The 18,851-nt window shown below is 70.1% G+C and carries 16 protein-coding genes; 7 read left to right on the top strand and 9 right to left on the bottom strand.

Features of this window, described 5'->3' with window-relative positions; translation table 11 throughout:
• Positions 1-91: 91 nt before the first annotated feature.
• The 3 genes from BLU79_RS41415 to BLU79_RS41405 all read right to left on the bottom strand — a co-directional run bounded on the left by BLU79_RS41415 (position 92) and on the right by BLU79_RS41405 (position 2,181).
• Positions 92-697, bottom strand: a complete 606-nt coding sequence (locus BLU79_RS41415) for an Rv1733c family protein (protein WP_093911209.1) — start codon at positions 695-697, stop codon at positions 92-94.
• 179 nt (positions 698-876) lie between these two features.
• The gene (locus BLU79_RS41410; RefSeq protein WP_093911208.1) at positions 877-1,704 is read right to left on the bottom strand and encodes an MOSC domain-containing protein; all 828 of its coding nucleotides are present in this window, start codon (positions 1,702-1,704) and stop codon (positions 877-879) included.
• 45 nt (positions 1,705-1,749) lie between these two features.
• Positions 1,750-2,181: a DUF6643 family protein gene (locus tag BLU79_RS41405; protein ID WP_093911207.1), complete on the bottom strand. Its 432-nt coding sequence runs from the start codon at positions 2,179-2,181 to the stop codon at positions 1,750-1,752.
• Positions 2,182-2,480: 299 nt separating this feature from the next.
• Here BLU79_RS41405 and BLU79_RS41400 point away from each other — a divergent pair, with 299 nt between their 5' ends.
• Positions 2,481-3,743: a TerD family protein gene (locus BLU79_RS41400; protein ID WP_093911206.1), complete on the top strand. Its 1,263-nt coding sequence runs from the start codon at positions 2,481-2,483 to the stop codon at positions 3,741-3,743.
• A 17-nt stretch (positions 3,744-3,760) separates the two neighbouring features.
• Here the strand turns inward: BLU79_RS41400 and BLU79_RS41395 are convergent, their stop codons facing one another.
• Positions 3,761-4,936 carry a glycosyltransferase gene (locus BLU79_RS41395; RefSeq protein WP_256333653.1) on the bottom strand — a complete coding sequence of 392 codons (1,176 nt, stop codon included), beginning with the start codon at positions 4,934-4,936 and terminating at the stop codon, positions 3,761-3,763.
• 57 nt (positions 4,937-4,993) lie between these two features.
• Between BLU79_RS41395 and BLU79_RS41390 the strand changes: the two genes are divergently transcribed.
• The gene (locus BLU79_RS41390) at positions 4,994-5,779 is read left to right on the top strand and encodes a glutamate racemase (protein WP_093911204.1); all 786 of its coding nucleotides are present in this window, start codon (positions 4,994-4,996) and stop codon (positions 5,777-5,779) included.
• Between the two features lie 104 nt (positions 5,780-5,883).
• Positions 5,884-6,426, top strand: coding sequence for a hypothetical protein (locus BLU79_RS41385; protein WP_093911203.1), 543 nt, complete (start codon positions 5,884-5,886; stop codon positions 6,424-6,426).
• A 47-nt stretch (positions 6,427-6,473) separates the two neighbouring features.
• Here BLU79_RS41385 and BLU79_RS41380 read toward each other — a convergent pair whose 3' ends face one another.
• Complete coding sequence (locus tag BLU79_RS41380; protein ID WP_093911202.1) at positions 6,474-7,541, bottom strand: O-antigen ligase family protein; 1,068 nt, start codon at positions 7,539-7,541, stop codon at positions 6,474-6,476.
• Positions 7,542-7,817: 276 nt separating this feature from the next.
• Between BLU79_RS41380 and lnt the strand changes: the two genes are divergently transcribed.
• The 4 genes from lnt to BLU79_RS41360 all read left to right on the top strand — a co-directional run bounded on the left by lnt (position 7,818) and on the right by BLU79_RS41360 (position 12,867).
• Positions 7,818-9,428, top strand: a complete 1,611-nt coding sequence (gene lnt, locus BLU79_RS41375; protein WP_093911201.1) for an apolipoprotein N-acyltransferase — start codon at positions 7,818-7,820, stop codon at positions 9,426-9,428.
• A gap of 68 nt (positions 9,429-9,496) precedes the next feature.
• Positions 9,497-9,976: an NUDIX hydrolase gene (locus BLU79_RS41370; RefSeq protein ID WP_093911200.1), complete on the top strand. Its 480-nt coding sequence runs from the start codon at positions 9,497-9,499 to the stop codon at positions 9,974-9,976.
• A 54-nt stretch (positions 9,977-10,030) separates the two neighbouring features.
• Entirely contained in the window at positions 10,031-10,840 is an 810-nt protein-coding gene (locus tag BLU79_RS41365; protein WP_093911199.1) for a 3-hydroxybutyrate dehydrogenase, read from the top strand.
• Positions 10,841-10,923: 83 nt separating this feature from the next.
• On the top strand, positions 10,924-12,867 hold the full coding sequence (locus BLU79_RS41360; protein WP_093911265.1) for a helix-turn-helix domain-containing protein: 1,944 nt from the start codon (positions 10,924-10,926) through the stop codon (positions 12,865-12,867).
• A 58-nt stretch (positions 12,868-12,925) separates the two neighbouring features.
• On the opposite strand, the gene BLU79_RS41355 is transcribed toward BLU79_RS41360, so the two are convergent.
• The 4 genes from BLU79_RS41355 to BLU79_RS41340 all read right to left on the bottom strand — a co-directional run bounded on the left by BLU79_RS41355 (position 12,926) and on the right by BLU79_RS41340 (position 18,834).
• Complete coding sequence (locus tag BLU79_RS41355; protein WP_093911198.1) at positions 12,926-14,320, bottom strand: MFS transporter; 1,395 nt, start codon at positions 14,318-14,320, stop codon at positions 12,926-12,928.
• Between the two features lie 977 nt (positions 14,321-15,297).
• Positions 15,298-15,666 carry a class I adenylate-forming enzyme family protein gene (locus BLU79_RS41350; RefSeq protein WP_256333652.1) on the bottom strand — a complete coding sequence of 123 codons (369 nt, stop codon included), beginning with the start codon at positions 15,664-15,666 and terminating at the stop codon, positions 15,298-15,300.
• Positions 15,667-16,086: 420 nt separating this feature from the next.
• Positions 16,087-16,959, bottom strand: coding sequence for a macro domain-containing protein (locus tag BLU79_RS41345; protein ID WP_093911197.1), 873 nt, complete (start codon positions 16,957-16,959; stop codon positions 16,087-16,089).
• A 252-nt stretch (positions 16,960-17,211) separates the two neighbouring features.
• Positions 17,212-18,834: a glycoside hydrolase family 43 protein gene (locus BLU79_RS41340; protein ID WP_093911196.1), complete on the bottom strand. Its 1,623-nt coding sequence runs from the start codon at positions 18,832-18,834 to the stop codon at positions 17,212-17,214.
• Between the last annotated feature and the right edge of the window lie 17 nt (positions 18,835-18,851).

The raw sequence follows: 18,851 nt of genomic DNA, 5'->3' as shown, positions 1-18,851 counted from the left end.
CCTCGTAGTACGCGGGTTTAGCTGCCGAAGAGTTCGGCCGGTCCACCGTAGCGTGCGCGCGGACGGTGGGTTGACCAGAGCCGGAAGGCCGTCAGCAGCCGGTGCCGGTCCTGCCCCAGTCCGGACCCGCCTTGTCCCATGCCTGGTCCCAACGCGCGTACCGGCGACGGACCATGCGCCAGACGATCAGGCGTCTGCCGCCCTCGACAAGTCCGGCGGTCAGGAGGGCCGCGCCGAATCCGGCGAGCACCGCGTGCGTCGCCGCCGTCGCGGTGTCCAGCGGGCGGGCCACGGTGCGGCCCTGGCGGTCCGTCCATATCGTGAAGCGGTCGCCGGGTTGGGGGGTGTCCATGCCCGCCATCACTGCTGCCCGGTGAGCGCTGCCGTCCGGTCCGGTCCAGTCGGCCACGACCCGGGTGCGCATGTCCCGACCGGTGGAGGCCTCGGGGTCGACGTCGAGCCGGGAGCCCTCCACCTTGCGGACCACCGTCGCCGTCACGAGGTGCCGGGACGTGCGCTGTTCGCGGACGGACTCCTGCAGGGTGTCCTGGGCGAGGCCGCCGATCAGGGAACCGGCCAAGGGCGCGACGGCCAGGATCAGCAGCAGGGCCGCGAGGGCGACCCAGGCTTCGGCCAGATCGGTCGCACGGCGCAGCGGATTGTGCCGCCAGCGCCAGAGTCCGCTGATCGCCCGCATCGTCCGGCCACCCCCTTCCCGCTCCGTGATAACCCCTGGCAGAGCCGTTCACCCGCGGGCCCGGCGAAGAGAGAGCGAAATCACCTGCCTCCGGGACCTCTCATGAACTTCTCACGCAAAGCCCAACGAGCGGGCCCCCGGGCCCGGTTCCCGCAGGGCGTCGCCCGGCGGGATCTCCGTCAGCCGAGGATCGTGAACGGGTCACCGACGCGGATCGTGCCGCGCGACAGGGGCACGAGGTTCTGGCCGAACACCAGCTTGCCGTCGAGGCGCCGATGTCTGCCCAGGGTGTGCAGGGGCTCCCTGCCGCGCTCGGCGTTGCCCTGGTCGGTCGTGGTCACCACGCACCGCCCGCACTTCTTCGGGACCCGGAAGGTGACCTCGCCGATGGCGACGCGCGACCAGTCGTCCTCGGCCCAGGCCTCGGTGCCCGACACGACCACATTGGGTCGGAAACGGTTCATCGGCAGCGGGCCCTCGCCGGCGTGCTCGCCCTGCGCGATCAGGGAGTTGAGGGCGTCGAGCGAGGCCGCCGTGGTGAGCAGCAGCGGATAGCCGTCGGCGAAGGAGACTGTCTCGCCCGGCAGTGCGTACTCCGGGTCGACGGGACGGCGGGTGCCGGGGTCGTCCATGTGCACGAGGCGCACATCCGCGCCGAGGAAGGCGCTGCACCAGGCATGCGCGGCGTCGCCCTCGGCGAGAACCGCCTCGACCTTGTCCCGGAAGATCTCCATCGGCACGGTGCCGACCGGACGGGGTACGGGCACCGTCAGCGGATCCATGCCGGGTGCGGACAGCCGAACGCCGCCGCCGGGCAACAACTCGGCGGCGGCCAGCGCGAGGCGCGGTCGCTGGCGCTGCGTCACGACCTTTCCCCCGTCGTCGATCAGCGCCCAGCGTCGGTCTCCGGTCAGCCCCCAGGGCTCCACAACGGCCTCCCGGGGCGTGATGCCCCGGCATGCCTTGACCGGATGAAGGTGAATCGACTGCAGCTTCGCGTACCCCATGGGGTCAATCGTGCCAGGTGGCACCGACAGCCCGGGGCGAGCGGGTCAGTAGCCGCGGTACTGCTGGTTGTTGTACGGGTCCTGGTAGGGAGCCGGGGCGGGGCGGGGAGCCGCGGGGCGCATCGCCTCGTAGCCCGTGCCGCCGGGCGCCGCCGGCCGAGGCTGCTGCGCCTGCGGACCCGGATAGCCGCGAGGCGCCGCCTGCTGCGGGATGTAAGCCGCGGGAGCCTGCTGTAGCGGAGCGGGCTGCTGCGCCTGCGGATAACCGTAGGAGGGCTGGGACGGGGCCGCCGGGAGAGCCGGCAGGGCCGAAGGCAGCGCGGGCAGGTTGCTGCCCGGCATGTCGTACGCGGCGGGGACCCGGATCGGAGCGATCTGCGGGGTGCCCCGCTCGGCCACGAGCGAGTCGTAGATCGGGGTGTCCGGGAAGGAGGCGGAGTAGTAGCCGCCGCCATAAGTGGAGCGGGGGGAGGTCATGGCGCATACGTTAAGCCCACGATGTGCTGGTTGGGGAGACCGATAAGAGGGTTGTTTTATGTGCCCGCAGTGACGGCGGATCCCCAATGCGAGCGAACTTGTCAAAAAGGGACGCCAATCAGCGTTCGGATCGTGTAAATGCCGAGTTCCGAGTGGGTTACCAGCGGTTGGCCACCGGTGTTCCTGTGCTCCACGTGGGAGTTCCCTGTCGCGGGGAATAGGTTGGATCTGTAGAAGAACCCAATGAGCGACCGGGGCATGCCTGGCGCGGTGACCCTTGAGTGGGGGCGGACATGTCAATGTCGAAGGGATCGAATGCTCCGGTGCCGACGACGGCACTGCGGGTCGAATTGAGCTGGCGCTCCGGACCGGGCGTGCCCGACGCGGACGCCTCGGCGCTGTTGCTGGTCGGCGGAAAGGTTCGCTCGGACGGGGACTTCGTCTTCTACAACCAGCCCGCACACTCCTCCGGCGCCGTCCGGCACGAGGGCAAACGGGATGCCGGCGGCCGGGTGACCGACACCCTGCTCGTCGACCTCGCGCGCGTGGAGCCCACGATCGAGACCGTCATCCTCGCCGCCTCCGCGGACGGCGGTGCGTTCGGCCAGGTGCCGGATCTCGGTATCGAGGTCAAGGACGCCGCCCAGGGCACCGTCGTCGCCCGCTTCGACAGCATGGGCGCCACCGTCGAAACCGCTTTCGTCCTCGGTGAGTTCTACCGCCGCCAGGACGCCTGGAAATTCCGCGCCGTCGGCCAGGGCTACAGCAGCGGCCTCGAAGGCCTTGCCACCGACTACGGCATCACCGTCGACGAACCCCAGCGCACCGCCCCCGCCGCGGCCCCGCCACCGGCCACCACCCGCCCAGCCGTGGCGCCGCCGGCCATGCCGCCGGTTCCCCCGCCCGTGCCCCAGGCGCCGCCCCTCAGTCTGAGCAAGGTGACGCTCACCAAGGCGGCCCCCTCCGTCTCGCTGACCAAGCAGGGCGGCACCTCGGGCGCCATGCGCGTCAACCTCAACTGGCAGGTGCGCAAGCAGTTCTCGGGCTGGGCCGGCAAACTGGGCCGCCCGGTCGCCATGCACAACGACCTCGACCTCGACCTGTGCGCCCTGTACGAGCTCTCCGACGGCAGCAAGGGGGTCATCCAGTCCCTCGGCAACGCCTACGGCGCCCTGCACCAGCCGCCGTACATGCACCTCGACGGCGACGACCGCACCGGCGCCGTGGCCGGCGGTGAGAACCTCACCGTCAACCTGGACCACCAGCGGTCCTTCCGGCGCGTCCTGATCTTCGTGACCATCTACGAAGGGGCGCGTTCCTTCGCCGACCTGCACGCCACGGTCACCCTCACACCGCAGCACGGTGCCCCGATCGACTTCTCGCTCGACGAGTGCACGGTCCCCTCGACGGTGTGCGCTCTCGTTCTGATCACCAACACCGGCAACGACCTGGTCGTCCAGCGCGAGGCCCGCTACCTGGTGCCCGAGCGCGGCGTGAGCCCGCAGCGCACGGTCGACCACGCCTACGGGTGGGGCATGAACTGGACGCCCGGCCGCAAATAGTCCGAGGGGGCGGTTGGTCAGCCCTCGTCGGGCACGGCGTCCGGCCGCGTGTAGGTGCGCCCCTTCCAGGCCGCGCCTCGCCCCCGGTAGTGCTGCACCGCGGAATCGACCGTCATGAGGAGATAGAGGAACGCGGTGAACGGCAGCAGCGGAGCGAGCCACAGCGGCCGGCGGTAGTACCGGAGCATCGGCACATACGTCCCCGTCATCACCAGCCACGCGAGACCACCGCCGACCGCAGCCGGCGTATCCCCGCCGACCGCCCCCGCGACCAAGGCCACGGGCGGCACCAGGTACACCAGCGCCAGCCCGGCGACCGTCCCGGCCAGCAGCAGCGGGTTGTGCCGCAACTGCGCGTACGCGCTACGCGAGACCATCCGCCACAGGTCGCCCAGCCGCGGATAAGGGCGCACGCTGTCCACCCGCTCGGCCAGCCCCAGCCAGATGTGACCGCCGGTTCCCTTGACCGCCCGCGCGAGCGCCACGTCGTCGATGACGGCGTGCCGGATGGCGTCCGGGATCCGCGCCCGCTCGGCGGCATCCGCACGCAGCAGGACGCAACCGCCCGCCGCGGCCGCCGTACGGGCTCCCTTCCTGCCGATCCGGCGGAACGGATACAGCTGGGAGAAGAAGTACACGAAAGCCGGCACGACCAGCCGCTCCCACAGGCTCTCCACCCGCAGCCGGGCCATCTGCGAGACGAGGTCGAAACCCCCGGTGTGCGCCGCCGCGACCAGCGTGCGCAGACTGTTGGGCGCGTGCGCGATGTCGGCGTCCGTCAGCAGGAGGAACTCAGGGCCACGCGCGCGTGCCAGAGTGATGCCGTGCCGCACCGCCCAGAGCTTGCCGGTCCAGCCCGCGGGCGGTTCGCCGGGGGAGTCGACCGTCAGCGGCAGTCCGCCGTGCCGCCGCGCGAGCTCGCGGGCCAGCTCTGCGGTGCCGTCCGAACTGCCGTCGTCGACCAGGAAGATCTCCGCTCGCCCCGGATAGTCCTGGGCGAGCAGCGACGGCAGGCTCGCGGGCAGCACCGCGGCCTCGTCGCGTGCCGGTACGACGACGCAGACCGACGGCCAGTCGTCCGGTTCCGACCGAGGCGGAAGCCTGATGTCCGTACGCCAGAAGAAGCCCTGACAGAGCAGCAGCCACAGCCAGGCGGCTAGTGATCCGGCGGCGGTCCACGCGATGGCGCTCACGCGCGCAGTCTGCCCCACCGGGGCGGCCCGCAAAGGGCCATCGACTATCGTGGCCGGGTGAAGATCGCGCTGATGGACTCCGGAATCGGCTTGCTGGCGGCCACCGCCGCGGTACGACGGCTGCGGCCCGACGCAGATCTTGTGCTCTCCCTCGACCCCGACGGCATGCCCTGGGGCCCCAGGACCCCCGAGGACCTCACGCAGCGCGCCGTGGCCGTCGCCGACGCCGCCGCCGCGCACCGGCCCGACGCCCTGATCATTGGCTGCAACACCGCGACCGTGCACGCCCTGCCCACCCTGCGCGCCCGCCTCGAACCCGGCATTCCGGTCGTCGGCACCGTCCCGGCGATCAAGCCGGCTGCGGCAGGCGGCGGTCCTGTCGCGATCTGGGCCACGCCCGCCACCACCGGCAGTCCGTACCAGAAGGGCCTGATAAAGGACTTCGCCGATGGCGTGACCGTGACCGAAGTGCCGTGCTTCGGGCTCGCGGAGGCGGTCGAGCACGCCGACGAGACGGCGATCGAGGCCGCCGTCGCAGCCGCTGCCGCGCTGACCCCCTTGGATGTGACGACCGTCGTCCTGGGCTGCACGCACTACGAGCTCGTCGCCGACCGCATCCGCGCCGCCGTCCAGCGCCCCGGCTTCCCGCCCCTCGTCCTGCACGGCTCCGCCGGAGCCGTCGCCGCGCAGGCGCTGCGCCGCCTCGGTGAGCAGCCCGCCCCCGGGGCCACGGCGAACGGCACCCTGACGGTGCTGCTGAGCGGCCGTGAGGGGTGCCTGCCCGAGCCCGCCCTGGCATACGAGGAAGGCCGTCTCCTGCAGGCGATCAGCTCCGCAAGGTGACCGACGGGCATAGACGGACGCTTTCGGTCCGGCCTGGCCCGGTCGGCGCAGTCACCCTGTGCGACGCGGTACCGGCGCAGCGAAACCTGAGTAACCTCATAGCCATGAGGGACCACCCCCACGGCGGTAAACCGCACCCCGATGTCTGGACCGGGCGGGCGACCAACCGGGTCCAATGGCTGCTGGCGCTCGTCGGCGCCGCCTGCATGGCGCTCGGGATCGAGCTGGCCGTCGACTCACCGTGGAACGGTGGCGTGGCCCCGCTCGTCATGGCCGTCGTCGGCTGCATCGCGGCCGGGCTGCTGGTTCTCTTCGGCACCTTGGCATTCGTGCACGTCGCCCTGAAGGTCGACCAGGAGTGCCTGGAGGTGCGCTGCGGCCATATCGGTGTGCCGCGCCGCCGCATCCCCCTGTCTGAGGTCCAAGGCGCCGACTTCGTCGAGCATGTCACTCCCCGCCACTGGGGCGGCTGGGGCTACCGATGGCGGCCCGAGAAGGGCACCGCGGTCGTGGTACGGCGTGGCGAGGGCCTGGTACTGAGGCTGTGGGACGGCCATACGTTCACGATCACCGTGGACGACGCGGAGGCCGCGGTACGGGTCATCAGGGACCGGTTGCGGACCGGGGCGCCCGGCGCGGCGCACTGAGCTTTCAGGGGTATGCCGGTCGGCGGACCCCTGCACCGCACATCGGGTCACGGGGCCAGTCGGTCACCACGCGCGCGTGCGTCGATCTCGCCGCCGGACGATCCGTCGGCGAGCGGTCGCGCCGTGGCCAGTCCCGCCAGCAGGCCCGCGCCCACCGACACCGAGGTGAAGCTGAGCGCGTTGCCGACGGCGGCGATCGCCGCCACCGCCGTGAGGGCGGCGCCCGCGGTCAGGACGACCGGAGTGGGGCGCGCGGTACGCCACAGCGCGAACAGCATCCAGCAGAAGGCCGCGGCCAGCAGGATCACGCCGGCGACTCCCTGTTCCGCCGCCTGTTGCAGGGGCGCCGAGTGCGGCTTGCCGTCGGACAGCAGCGTGCCGGTCGCCGTCGTACTGAGCTCTCCGAAGCGTCCCGGGCCCACGCCCAGGGCGAGGTCCTCTCGCGCCAGGTGCAGAGCGTCCCGCCACAGCTGGATCCGGTGTGAGGTCAGCTGACCCTCCAGCCAGGACGCGAATCCGGCGGGCACCGCGCGCTCGGCGACCGCCCAGGTCAGGCCGGTGACCGCAGTCGCGGTCAGCGCCAGTCCGGCGATGCCCACGCCGCGATGGCTCATGTGCCCGGCGGCGAGCGAGCACAGCACGACGGCGGCGCAGGTGAAGAAGCCCGTGGTCGAGCCGAGGAGGGCCGCCGTCAGCGCGATTCCGGCGGCCAGAGTCCGCAGGGCCAGGCGCAGCACAGGTGCCGAGGCGGCCCAGGCGGCGCAGCACGCGGCACCGACGGCGAGGGTCATCACGGCGGCGGTGGCCCCGGCGTGTCCGTGCGGGGCGAGGATCTGCGGCCCCGGGGTCAGATGCGGGACGGTCAGCGTCAGGCCCAGTCCGGCCAGCGCTGCGGCGCAGGGCGCGGCGACCGGCAGGAGCGCCCCGCTGATCCGCCCCGCGGCGTAGCCGGCGGCCACGGCGAGGATCGCGAGCAGCACACCCTCGGGACGGCCACCGGTCACGGCAGCCGAGATCAGCGACCACGTGGCGCAGGCCCCCAGCACGATCACGCCCGCAGCATCAGAAACGTTTCGTCTGTCGCCGTCCTCACCCGGACCCACCGCAGACGCCATCCCCGTGACACCCACCCCGCCCCCCGAACCCGGTCCCCCGACCTGTGACGAACCGCGGCCACCCGGACCTGACCGGCCGGTACGACTGAGGCTCCGGCATACCGTAACGGCTTATGGCCGGTTTGTGGACGTGTCGTGCAGAAACGATGCGTCACGTGAGTGCGCAGGGGCCGGGGCACCCGGGTCCACGGGTGGCGCCTCCTGGGAGAGTGCGTCAAGGTCACTGCCGCCGGACCGCGCTGTCGGTGCCGAGGTCAGCCGCCGTACACTCCCGGAGTGACCGTCACCGCAACTTCCGTGGGCGAGTCGGACCAGCTGCAGCCGCAGACAGCGCCCGCCTCGCGCGCGGCACGGCTCATGCGCCTGGTTCCGGCCCTCGCCGCCGCGCTCTCCGGAGTGCTGCTCTACGTCAGCTTCCCGCCGCGCACCCTGTGGTGGCTGGCCCTGCCGGCCTTCGCCGTCTTCGGCTGGGCGCTGCACGGCCGTAGCTGGAAGGCGGGCCTCGGCCTCGGTTATCTCTTCGGCCTCGGCTTCCTGCTGCCGCTGCTGGTGTGGACCGGAGTCGAGGTCGGGCCCGGCCCCTGGATCGCGCTGGTCGTGATCGAGGCGATCTTCGTCGCGCTGGTGGGCGCCGGCGTCGCCGCGGTGTCGAAACTCCCGGGCTGGCCGGTGTGGGCGGCGGCACTGTGGATCGCCGGAGAAGCGGCACGCGCGCGTGCGCCCTTCAACGGCTTTCCCTGGGGGAAGATCGCGTTCGGACAGGCCGACGGCGTCTTCCTGCCGCTCGCCGCGGTGGGCGGCACTCCCGTGCTCGGCTTCGCGGTCGCGCTCTGCGGTTTCGGTCTCTACGAAGCCGTACGCCTCCTCTTGGACAGGCGGCGCACCCGGGCCGTACAACGGTCCGCCGCAGCCGTGGCCCTGCTGAGCGTGGCTGTACCGGTCGTGGGCGCCGTCGCCGCACGGCCGCTGGTCAGCGACAAGGCCGAGGACGGCACCGCGACCGTCGCGGTCATCCAGGGCAACGTCCCGCGCGCGGGGCTGGACTTCAACGCCCAGCGGCGCGCCGTACTGGACTACCATGCGCGTGAGACCGAGCGGCTGGCCGCCGAGGTCAAGGCGGGCAAGGTCGCCCGGCCCGACTTCGTGCTCTGGCCCGAGAACTCCTCCGACATCGACCCCTTCGCCAACCCCGACGCCCGCGCCGTCATCGACGCTGCGACCAAGGCGATCGGTGCGCCCATCTCCGTCGGCGGCGTCGTGGAGCGGGACGGCAAACTGCTCAACGAACAGATCCTGTGGGACCCGGTCAAGGGCCCGATCGACACGTACGACAAGCGCCAGATCCAGCCTTTCGGCGAGTACCTCCCGCTGCGCTCGCTCGTCGGCGCCATCAACGAGAACTGGACCTCGATGGTCCGCAAGGACTTCAGCCGGGGCAGCGAGCCGGGTGTGTTCACCATGGACGGCGCCAAGGTCGGCCTCGTCACCTGCTACGAGGCCGCCTTCGACTGGGCCGTGCGCTCCGAGGTCACCGACGGCGCGCAGATGATCTCGGTGCCCAGCAACAACGCAACCTTCGACCGCAGCGAGATGACCTACCAGCAGCTCGCCATGTCCCGCGTCCGCGCCGTCGAGCACAGCAGGACCGTCACCGTTCCGGTGACCAGCGGCGTCAGCGCGATCATCATGCCGGACGGCAGGATCACCCAGAAGACGGGCATGTTCGTCGCCGACTCGCTGGTCCAGAAGGTGCCGCTGCGCTCCACCGAGACACCCGCTACACGGCTCGGCATCCTGCCGGAGATCGCCCTGCTGCTGGTCGCCGCCGGCGGACTCGGCTGGGCGATCGGTGCGGGCGTGCGCGGGCGACGCGCCGACGAGGTGTAGCCGAACGCCGGTCGCACGCCCCCGGAACTCGCCGGGGGCACCGCCACCAGCCCGTTAGGGTCGGAGCCATGGCTACTCCCGACTTCATCCATACGATCCGAGCCTCCGCCGGTCACCAGCTGCTGTGGCTGCCAGGAGTTAGCGCCGTCGTCTTCGACGACGAGGGACGGGTCCTGCTGGGGCAGCGCGCGGACAACCGCAAGTGGACGGTGGTCAACGGTATCCCGGACCCCGGCGAGCAGCCCGCCGCCTGCGCCGTGCGGGAGGTGTACGAGGAGACGGGCGTCCGGTGCGTCGTCGAGCGGGTCGCCCTCGTCAGGTCAGGGAACGAGGTCACCTATCCCAACGGCGACATGTGCCAGTTCATGGACATCACCTTCCGCTGCCGGGCCGTCGGCGGCGAGGCACGTGTGAACGACGACGAATCCCTGCAAGTCGGGTGGTACGACGTGGACGCGCTGCCCGTCATGGACGAACGTCAGCTGTTCCGGATCAAGCAGGCACTGTCCGATGAACCGACGTGGTTCGAGCCCATGACTTCGGACTGAAGTGTGGGGCGTGACCATATGTGGGCCGACGAGGGTGCTGCCTAGGGTCGAGCCATGACCCCGCCCAGCGCTCTCCCGGCCCCAGGCTCCGCCAGGCCCTCCTCGCTCGACCTCGGCGGCCGCACCGCCCTCGTCACCGGCGCCGCCGGTGGCATCGGCCGTGCCTGTGCCCTGCGGCTAGCTGCCGCCGGGGCCAAGGTGAGAGCGGTCGACCGGGACGGCGCGGGCCTGGAATCGCTGGCCGAGGGGGCGCGGACCCTCGCGGGGGCGGTCGAGCCGCACGTCCTGGACCTCACCGACCTGGACGCCGCCGAACTCGCGGCTGCCGGTACCGACATCCTCGTCAACAACGCCGGGTTGCAACTGGTGCGCCCCATCGAGGAGTTCCCGCCCGATGTCTTCCACACGGTGCTCACCGTGATGCTGGAAGCGCCGTTCCGGCTCATCCGTGGCGCCCTGCCCCATATGTACGGGCAGGGCTGGGGCCGGATCGTCAATGTGTCCTCGGTCCATGGGCTGCGCGCCTCGGCCTTCAAGTCGGCCTATGTGGCGGCCAAACATGGCCTGGAGGGACTCTCCAAGACCGCCGCCCTGGAGGGCGCACCCCATGGCGTCACCTCGAACTGTGTGAACCCCGCCTATGTGCGCACCCCACTGGTCGAGAAGCAGCTCGCAGATCAGGCCCGCGCGCACGGCATCCCCGAGGAGCAGGTGCTGTCCGAGGTGCTGCTGCAGGACAGTGCGGTCAAGCGGCTCATCGAACCCGGGGAGGTCGCCGAGGCGGTGGCGTACCTGTGCAGTCCGCAGGCGTCCTTCGTGACCGGCACGTCGCTGGTTCTCGACGGTGGCTGGACCGCTCACTGAGTGCCGGCTCACGAATGTCCGGCCGACTTTCGGGTTATCCACAGGGCTGACGGGGTGACGGTGGGATGAGCAATCCTGTGGGCATGTCCCGCGATCACGTGCAGTCCGCCGAGCGTTCCGTTCCCGCCGGAGCGTCCTCCGGCAGCGCCGAGGCACCGTTCCTCGAGCTGCTTGCCCGGGGCGCGTCCCCCGACGCCTACGAGCAGCCGGTGCTGCTCGCCCGCGCCGAGGGCAGACCGGCCGAGCGGATCGTCGTCCTCGAACAGGCCAAGCTGCTCGCGCTGCGGGTGCGCTCCGAGTTGGAAGGGCGGCGCAGGCGGGAGGCCGAGTTGTCGGCCCTCTTCGAGACGGCACACGACCTGGCGGGCCTGCGGGACCTGGACGCCGTACTGCAGGCGATCGTGCAGCGCGCCCGATCGCTGCTCGGCACGGATGTCGCCTATCTCAGCCTGAACGACCCGGCCAGGGGTGACACCTATATGCGGGTGACCGAGGGCTCGGTCGCCGCCCGGTTCCAGCAGCTGCGGCTCGGCATGGGCGAGGGCCTGGGCGGGCTCGTCGCGCAGACCGCCCGTCCCTATGTCACCGACGACTACTTCAAGGACGACCGGTTCCAGCACACCCTCACCATCGACGCCGGCGTGCGCGACGAGGGGCTGGTCGCCATCCTCGGGGTGCCCCTGATGCTGGGACACCATGTGATCGGAGTCCTCTTCGCGGCGGACCGGCGCGCCCGCGTTTTCGAGCGGGAGCAGATCGCGCTGCTGGGTTCCTTCGCCGCGCTCGCCGCGGCCGCCATCGACACGGCGAACCTGCTCACCGAGACCCGCTCGGCCCTCGCCGACCTGGAGCGGGCCAACGAGATCATCCGGGACCGCAGCGGGGTCATCGAGCGAGCCTCGGACGTGCACGACCGGCTCGCCGAGCTCGTGCTGCGCGGCGGCGGGGTGCACGATGTGGCCGCCGCGGTCTCCGAAGTCCTCGACGGCACGGTCGAGTTCGCGGACGCGACCACCGCACCGCCCCGGGCTCTGGAGGTCTCACGTGTGGAAGGCCACGCCGTACGGCACGCCGACGACTGGATCGCCGCGGTGGCCGCAGGCGGCGAACTGCTCGGCGCGCTGGTGTTGCGCGGCCACCCCGGCCTCGACCCCGTCGACCAGCGCACACTGGAGCGGGCCGCGATGGTCACGTCGCTTCTGCTCCTCGCCCGCCGGTCCGCCGCCGAGGCCGAACAACGCGTGCGGGGTGAGCTGTTGGACGACCTGCTCGACGCCCGCGACCGCGATCCACGTCTGCTGCGTGAGCGCGCGTCACGGCTGGACGCCGATCTCGACGCCACCCATGTCGTCCTCGCCGCCCGCCTCGACGCCGCCCCGGCAGACGCCGACCAGGAGGCTGCCGCCCGCAGACGCCTGTGGTCCGCCGCATCCCACCTCGCGGCAACCCGGCACGGCCTGGCCGCCGCCCGCGACGGCGGCACGGTGCTGCTCCTGCCTCTCGAAGCCGGCGACACGGCGACACGCCTGGCCCGCCGCACCGCCCGGCACCTCGGCACCGCCGTCCACGAGGCGGTGACCGTCGGTGCCTCCGCCCCGGTCGAGGACCTGGCCGCCCATCCCGACGCCGTGGCCGCCGCCTACGACGAAGGCCGGCGCTGCCTCGACGCCCTACGTCTGCTCGGCCGCTCCGGAGACGGATCCGCCGCCGAGGACTTCGGGTTCCTGGGACTGCTGCTGGCGGGTGACCGGGACATCGCGGGCTTTGTCGGCCGTACGATCGGACAGGTCGTCACCTACGACGAACGGCGCGGCACCGATCTGCTGCGCACCCTCGACGCGTACTTCGCCTGCGGGATGAGCCCGGCTCGCACCAAGGACGAACTGCATGTCCATGTGAACACCGTCGCCCAGCGCCTGGAGCGCGTCGGTCGCCTCCTCGGCGACGACTGGCAGAGCCCCGCCCGCGCCCTGGAGATCCAACTGGCCCTGAGACTTCACCGGTTGTCGACACAGGCACAGCGCTGACCCCCGCACGCACGGGCGTACGGGGGCCGGTTCGAGGGCTCGACCGTGACAGCCGGGGTCAGACGGTGTGGGCGTCCGTCGCGTCCGTCGCTCGAGCCGTCACGGGCTGCGCGTCGGTGGAGGGCTCGATGTCGGCCAGATCCCGGTAGCGGGTCTCCTTGGCGACGCCCACCGCGATCACCGTCAGGACTGCCGCGGCGATGACGTACAGCGCGATCGGGGTGGAGCTGCCGTAGTCGGACAGCAGCGCGGTGGCGACGAGCGGTGCGGGGGCGCCGGCCGCGACGGAGGCGAACTGGGCGCCGATCGAGGCACCGGAGTAGCGCATCCGGGTCGCGAACATCTCGGAGAAGAAGGCAGCCTGGGGTGCGTACATGGCACCGTGCAGCACGAGGCCCACGGTCACGGCGAGGATCAGGTTGCCGAAGCCGCCGGTGTCGATGAGCCAGAAGAACGGGAACATCCACAGCCCGATGCCGACTGCGCCCAGCAGATAGACGGGACGGCGGCCGACGCGGTCCGACAGCGCGCCCCACGCCGGAATGACGGCGAAGTGCACGGCGGAGGCGATCAGTACGGAGTTGAGGGCGGTCTGCTTGGAGACGCCGGCCGATGTGGTGGCGTAGACGAGGATGAACGCGGTGATGACGTAGTAGCTGATGTTCTCCGCCATGCGGGCGCCCATCGCCACCAGGACATCACGCCAGTGGTGCCGGAGCACGGAGACCAGCGGCAGCCGCTCGGCGTCTGCCGTGTGCGCCGCCTTGCGGGACGCGGCCTGCGCCAACGCCTGGCGGAAGACGGGCGATTCATCGACAGAGAGACGAATCCACAAGCCGACGATCACAAGTACACCGGAGAGCAGGAACGGGATCCGCCAGCCCCATGTGCCGAAGGCGCTGTCCGACAGCACGGCCGTCAGCAGGGACAGCACACCAGTCGCCAGTAGCTGCCCCGCGGGCGCGCCGGTCTGCGGCCACGACGCCCAGAAGCCGCGTCGTCGGGCGTCCCCGTGCTCGGACACGAGCAACACGGCACCGCCCCATTCACCGCCGAGCGCGAAGCCCTGCACCAGCCGCAGCACGGTCAGCAGCACGGGCGCGGCGGTCCCGATGGTCGCGTGCGTCGGCAGCAGCCCGATCGCGAAGGTCGCCCCACCCATCAGCAACAGGCTCAGCACCAGCAGCTTCTTACGGCCGAGCCGGTCACCGTAGTGCCCGAAGACGAGCGCGCCCAGCGGCCGGGCCGCGAATCCGACGGCGTAGGTGAGGAAGGAGAGGAGGGTGCCGACGAGCGGGTCGGAGTCCGGGAAGAACAGCTTGTTGAAGACGAGGGCGGCGGCGGAGCCGTAGAGGAAGAAGTCGTACCACTCGATGGTGGTGCCTATGAGGCTGGCGGCGACGATGCGCTTGAGATTCCCGGGTGGTGGGGGAGCGGTTGTTGCGGAGGCCATGTTCGCCACTTCCTCGTGTGCGGTGGGGACGGGTACGTGTTCGCACACGGTAGGAATTTGCAGGTCACGGGCACATGTGGTGGCACTACATAGTTCGCGGGCGGGGTGTGCGTGTTGCCCCTATGCCGGTGCTTCGACGGCCGTCCCGAGGGCTTGATCGATGGCAGAACGGGCAGTGTCCTTGTTGCGTCATTTGGGATGATTTGACGCTGGCGTGCTGACTCCCGTGCTGGTTCGGTGCTGACTAAAAGCGCACGTCATCACCCGTCTCAACCTCTCCCGTGCTGACTTGGTGCTGACTATGCTGCGTTGAACTTCGCCATCTGGGGCCGATCGGACAGCCGCTGTCACCTGGTACAACATGGAGCTGAAGCCTGGGCGGCGGCCTGTGCATGCTCCGGCACTTGATCTTGACCTGAGGTGTCGGTGATGGCCGGGTGGTCAGCGGCAGGGCGTCGAGTTCGATGGCGGAACCTCCTGGCAGCTCTTGTTCTTGAGCGGTTCCCTTCGCCGCGTGCGACTGGGATGTGACGACGATCTGGCCAGTAGGCGATCACCCGGATCGCGGAGCAGGTCCATGAACTGCGAGGATCGGTGATCCTGACCGACTGTCGGCACCCGCTGCGGCAAGAGCTGCCTGAGGCGGTCAACGGGGAGCTCCTCGGCTTCCTCCTGGCCTCCGACTCGGTTTCCACCGGTCGTTGCTGAGGTTCCTCGACGGTCTCCGACCTGGGAGCGAGCGCACCGATCTGGTTGGGCGGCGACGGCCCTCACCGTCGCCGCCCAACCCGCCAAGGGTCTGAGCCACCCTTGCGAGCGACTCCGCGGATGTCCCCGGCAGGCCGGGCGCGTGGCGAAGCTCGCGAAGTTCCGGGGAGCCCCGGAACTGGACTCGGCCCCTGGCAGGAGCTGGGCCGCCACCGGAGACAGCCCACAGCGCCATCCATGGAGGTCAGGACCGCGCAGTGAGACCTTGTCTATCTTGCCGACCGCGTTCTTCGCGATGGCATCCACCACGAAGGACGCGGTCGCGCGCAGAGCTCCTGCAGTGCCGTCGGATCGACGGTCTGGCGAGGTCGGGGCTGGACGTAGGCGACGACGACTTCTCCCCATTTCTCGTCGGGGACGCCGATCACGGCGGCCTCGAGCACCGATGGGTCACCGACGAGGACGTCCTCGATCTCCTTGGGGTAGATGTTCTCCCCGCCATGGATGATCATGTCTTTCGAGCGTCCGACCAGGGTCAGGTATCCGTCGGTGTCGAGCCGGCCCACGTCGCCGGTGTGCAGCCAGCCGTCGACGAGGACTTTGGCTGTTTGTTCCGGGCGACCGAGATAGCCCCGCATGCCGTTGGGGCCCCACACGACGACCTTCAGGTAGCCGGCCAGCTTCTCCCGACACTGCGGCGACAGCTTGTGGCAATGCCCGTCCGTGCCTCGGGAGCCAACGCCTCGGCCCCGCCTTCCGCCAAGCCTGCTGCCACTGGTAGGCAGACTTCGCGCTGACCCGCACCTGGCGGGGTGACCCCCCTTCGGCGAGCAACCCGGCGGCCTCCAGCCGCACCTCCTCGCGACCCGACGGCCCTCGCCAGCCCGCCCTCATCCGCGTAGCGCATACCAACGACGTACTGCGCAATTGACCGTCAGGCAGCCGTACAAACCAACCAACCACCTCGAAGCGCCGAAGTCAGTAGACCGGCAGCTTGTAGCTCCGGGTCTCTCTTTGACCATGCTCTCGGCCACACAACCCGTCTTGCGCCCTGCACGTCACAGCGACCGCAGGAAGACGCCGAGTTCTATCATGTCGATAGAGAAGTAGTCCTGCGGGCGGACCACGATGGTCAGTGATCCACACACTCGCTGCGCCCGTGATTGCGCCACGAACGACAGTAAGATCATTTTCAGCAGGCTCGCGCGGTCCATGTTGTTGATACGAGCAAGGTCCGATCCGACGATGGGCATGGCGACCGCCTCCAGATGGCCGTGGCGCCGGATCGCCGACCAGAGTTGGTCTAGGCTCCTCCATAGCTGTTCGGTGCCGCAACTCACGACCAAGTCGTTGTTCATACGTCCGTACGCGGTGCAGAAGAAGCTGCGTCCGTTGCTGGGTACCACGGCGACCGTTCCCACGGGGTACCTATGCAGCTTCCCGATCCGCTTCGTGGCACGTGTCTCCGTAACCACTGGCGTCTGGTCGCCGAGGGAATCGGCAAGGAGGACGTCAAGTGCGGTGACATCGCCGTCGTATATCCGGTGCAAGAACTGCCCCTGAACGCTGCGGCGCGCGACGAGTGACTCGTCACGGGTGTCTGTGTCGAACGTATCGCTGAAGCCGATCACGAGGTGGCATCTGTAGTCGAAGAGATCACCCACTTCCACCGTGACCGTGACATCGGGGTGTGTGAAGTCCCGGCTGATGCGTTCCTGTGGCAGTGATGCCAGCACTGCAATGGAAGTGGCGAGAGCGACGAAGCCGAGGAATGTCTGCCAACGGGGCAAGGAGATGTCCGGCCGCAGGGCGAGAACCAGCTGCGCCGCACCTGCCAACAGGCCGAAGGCCGCCGCACAGTTGCGCCCCAGCAGGCCAAGACCGTGCCTAGTGCCGAGCAGCATCCTTAGGCGGCGGACAAGGCTGTTCACCGACTAATGGCTCTCATCAGAGACTCCGCCGGGGTGATCTGTCCGTCCACGCCGAGTGCGGCGAGGCCCGACAGCGTCGTCCGGAAGCCGGTCGGCGGTTCGGGCGCCGTCGGCACGTTGACGGTGAGCAGGCCCGGCGTCGAGGCTCAGCGTCGGCCGAGTCGGTTCAGGAGGTCCATGCTTCTCCTTGAAAAGCTGGATGGTTGGCACGGTCGGGTGCGGTGCGGGGATGGTGCCGTGCAGAGGGGCGGCTCAGGGCGTCGACAGCTCGAACCGTGCGACACGGACCGAGCCACCGAGTGCTTGTGTGGCGTAGTTGAAGATCGCGAACCGGTAGCCCATGAAGAACTGCCAGTTGTTGCCCATCGTGAAAGCGGGCCCCAGGCGGACGAAGTTCGTGCCGTCGGTGCTGTAGAAGAAGGTCCCCGGGCGGGGTGCGCCGGGGCGGATGTCGGCATTGGCGCGCAGCCAGATGCGGCCGCCGGAGACGTTGGCACCGGCAACCTCCGCACCGGTGCCGGTGGTGTTCCAGTTGCTGTCCATGGTCAGCCCGTTGACCATGACGACCCTCGTCGCGCCGCCGTCCCGCTTGATGCCGATCCATGCGGACGAGTCCCGCAGCAGCGCGAGCCCCGCTCGGTCGCCGTCGCGCATCGCCGCGTAGTCGAGCTGGATCGTCGCGGTGGACGTGGGTCCCTGGATGCGGTGGGTGAGCGTGTTGCGGGCCCAGTACAGGTCGTTGGTGACGGTCGCGGTACGCAGGGTCAGGCCGTTGTCGACGGTCCACTTGCTGTTGTCGGGATTGTGGTTCCACTCCCACTTCGGCTTGAGGGTCGTCCCGTCGAACGTGTCGATGCCGGTCATCGGGGTGACCTGGCGGGGCGGTGTCGGGACCACCGGACCGGGATACGACGTGCCCCAGGCGCCGTTGACGAGCTGCACGACGGGCCAGCCGTCCGAGGTCCATGTGATCGGCGCCAGCACGGGAATCCGGCCGCCGGGGTAGGCGTCGACGAACGCCAGGTAGTACCAGGCCCCGTTCTGGGTCTGCACGAGCCCGCCCTGGTGCGGGACCCCGCCGCCGGAGACCGGTCCGCGCAGATCGAGCAGGACCTGACGGAGGGTGTACGGGCCGAAGGGGCCGCTCGTCGACTTCAGGATGTACTGGCCGTTGGCCGGGCGGGTCAGGAGGATGTAGTAGTTCCCGTTGATCTTGTAGAAGCGCGAGCCTTCCAGCGTGCCGATGCTCGACGGCGTGCTGAACACCTGCAGCGTGCGGACCTGGGTGCGGCCGTCGGCGGAGAGCTGGGCCACGTGGATGGTGGTGTTGCCGTACGCCACGTACAGGGTGTCGTCGGTGTCGACGAGCAGGCCCGCGTCGTAATAGGCGGTGTTGAGCGTCGCGTGTCTGGTCCAGGGGCCCTCGACGGCGGTGGCCGTGTGGATGTACGTCCTGGCGAAGTCGATCTGGCCGAGCCAGTAGAACGTCCTGTTGCTCGGGCGGTACGCGAGTGACGACGCCCAGACCCCTCTGACGTAGCCGCGGGCGCCGTTCAGGTCGTACTTGGACCCGAAGTCCAGGACCGGCACCGAGTGGCCGGCGAACTCCCAGTTGACCAGGTCGTACGAGCGGAGGATGGGCGCCCCTGGGGAGTAGTGCATCGTCGAGGCCGAGTAGTAATAGACGTTGCCGACGCGGATCACATCGATGTCCGCGAAGTCCTGCCAGAGCACCGGGTTCGTGTAGGAGGCCCTTGGTTCTGCCGCGTATGCGGGCAGGGCGGCCGCGGTGCCGGGCAGGAGGGCTCCCGCGGCCAGACCGGAGGCCGTCGTCAGCGCCTGACGGCGCGTGCGTTCTTGATCGAGCCATGACATATCAGTGATCGCTCTCC

The sequence above is a fragment of the Streptomyces sp. cf386 genome (genome assembly GCF_900103585.1).
In the GTDB taxonomy this organism is placed as follows: Bacteria; Actinomycetota; Actinomycetes; order Streptomycetales; family Streptomycetaceae; genus Streptomyces.
This window is presented reverse-complemented; position numbering and strand designations above follow the sequence as displayed.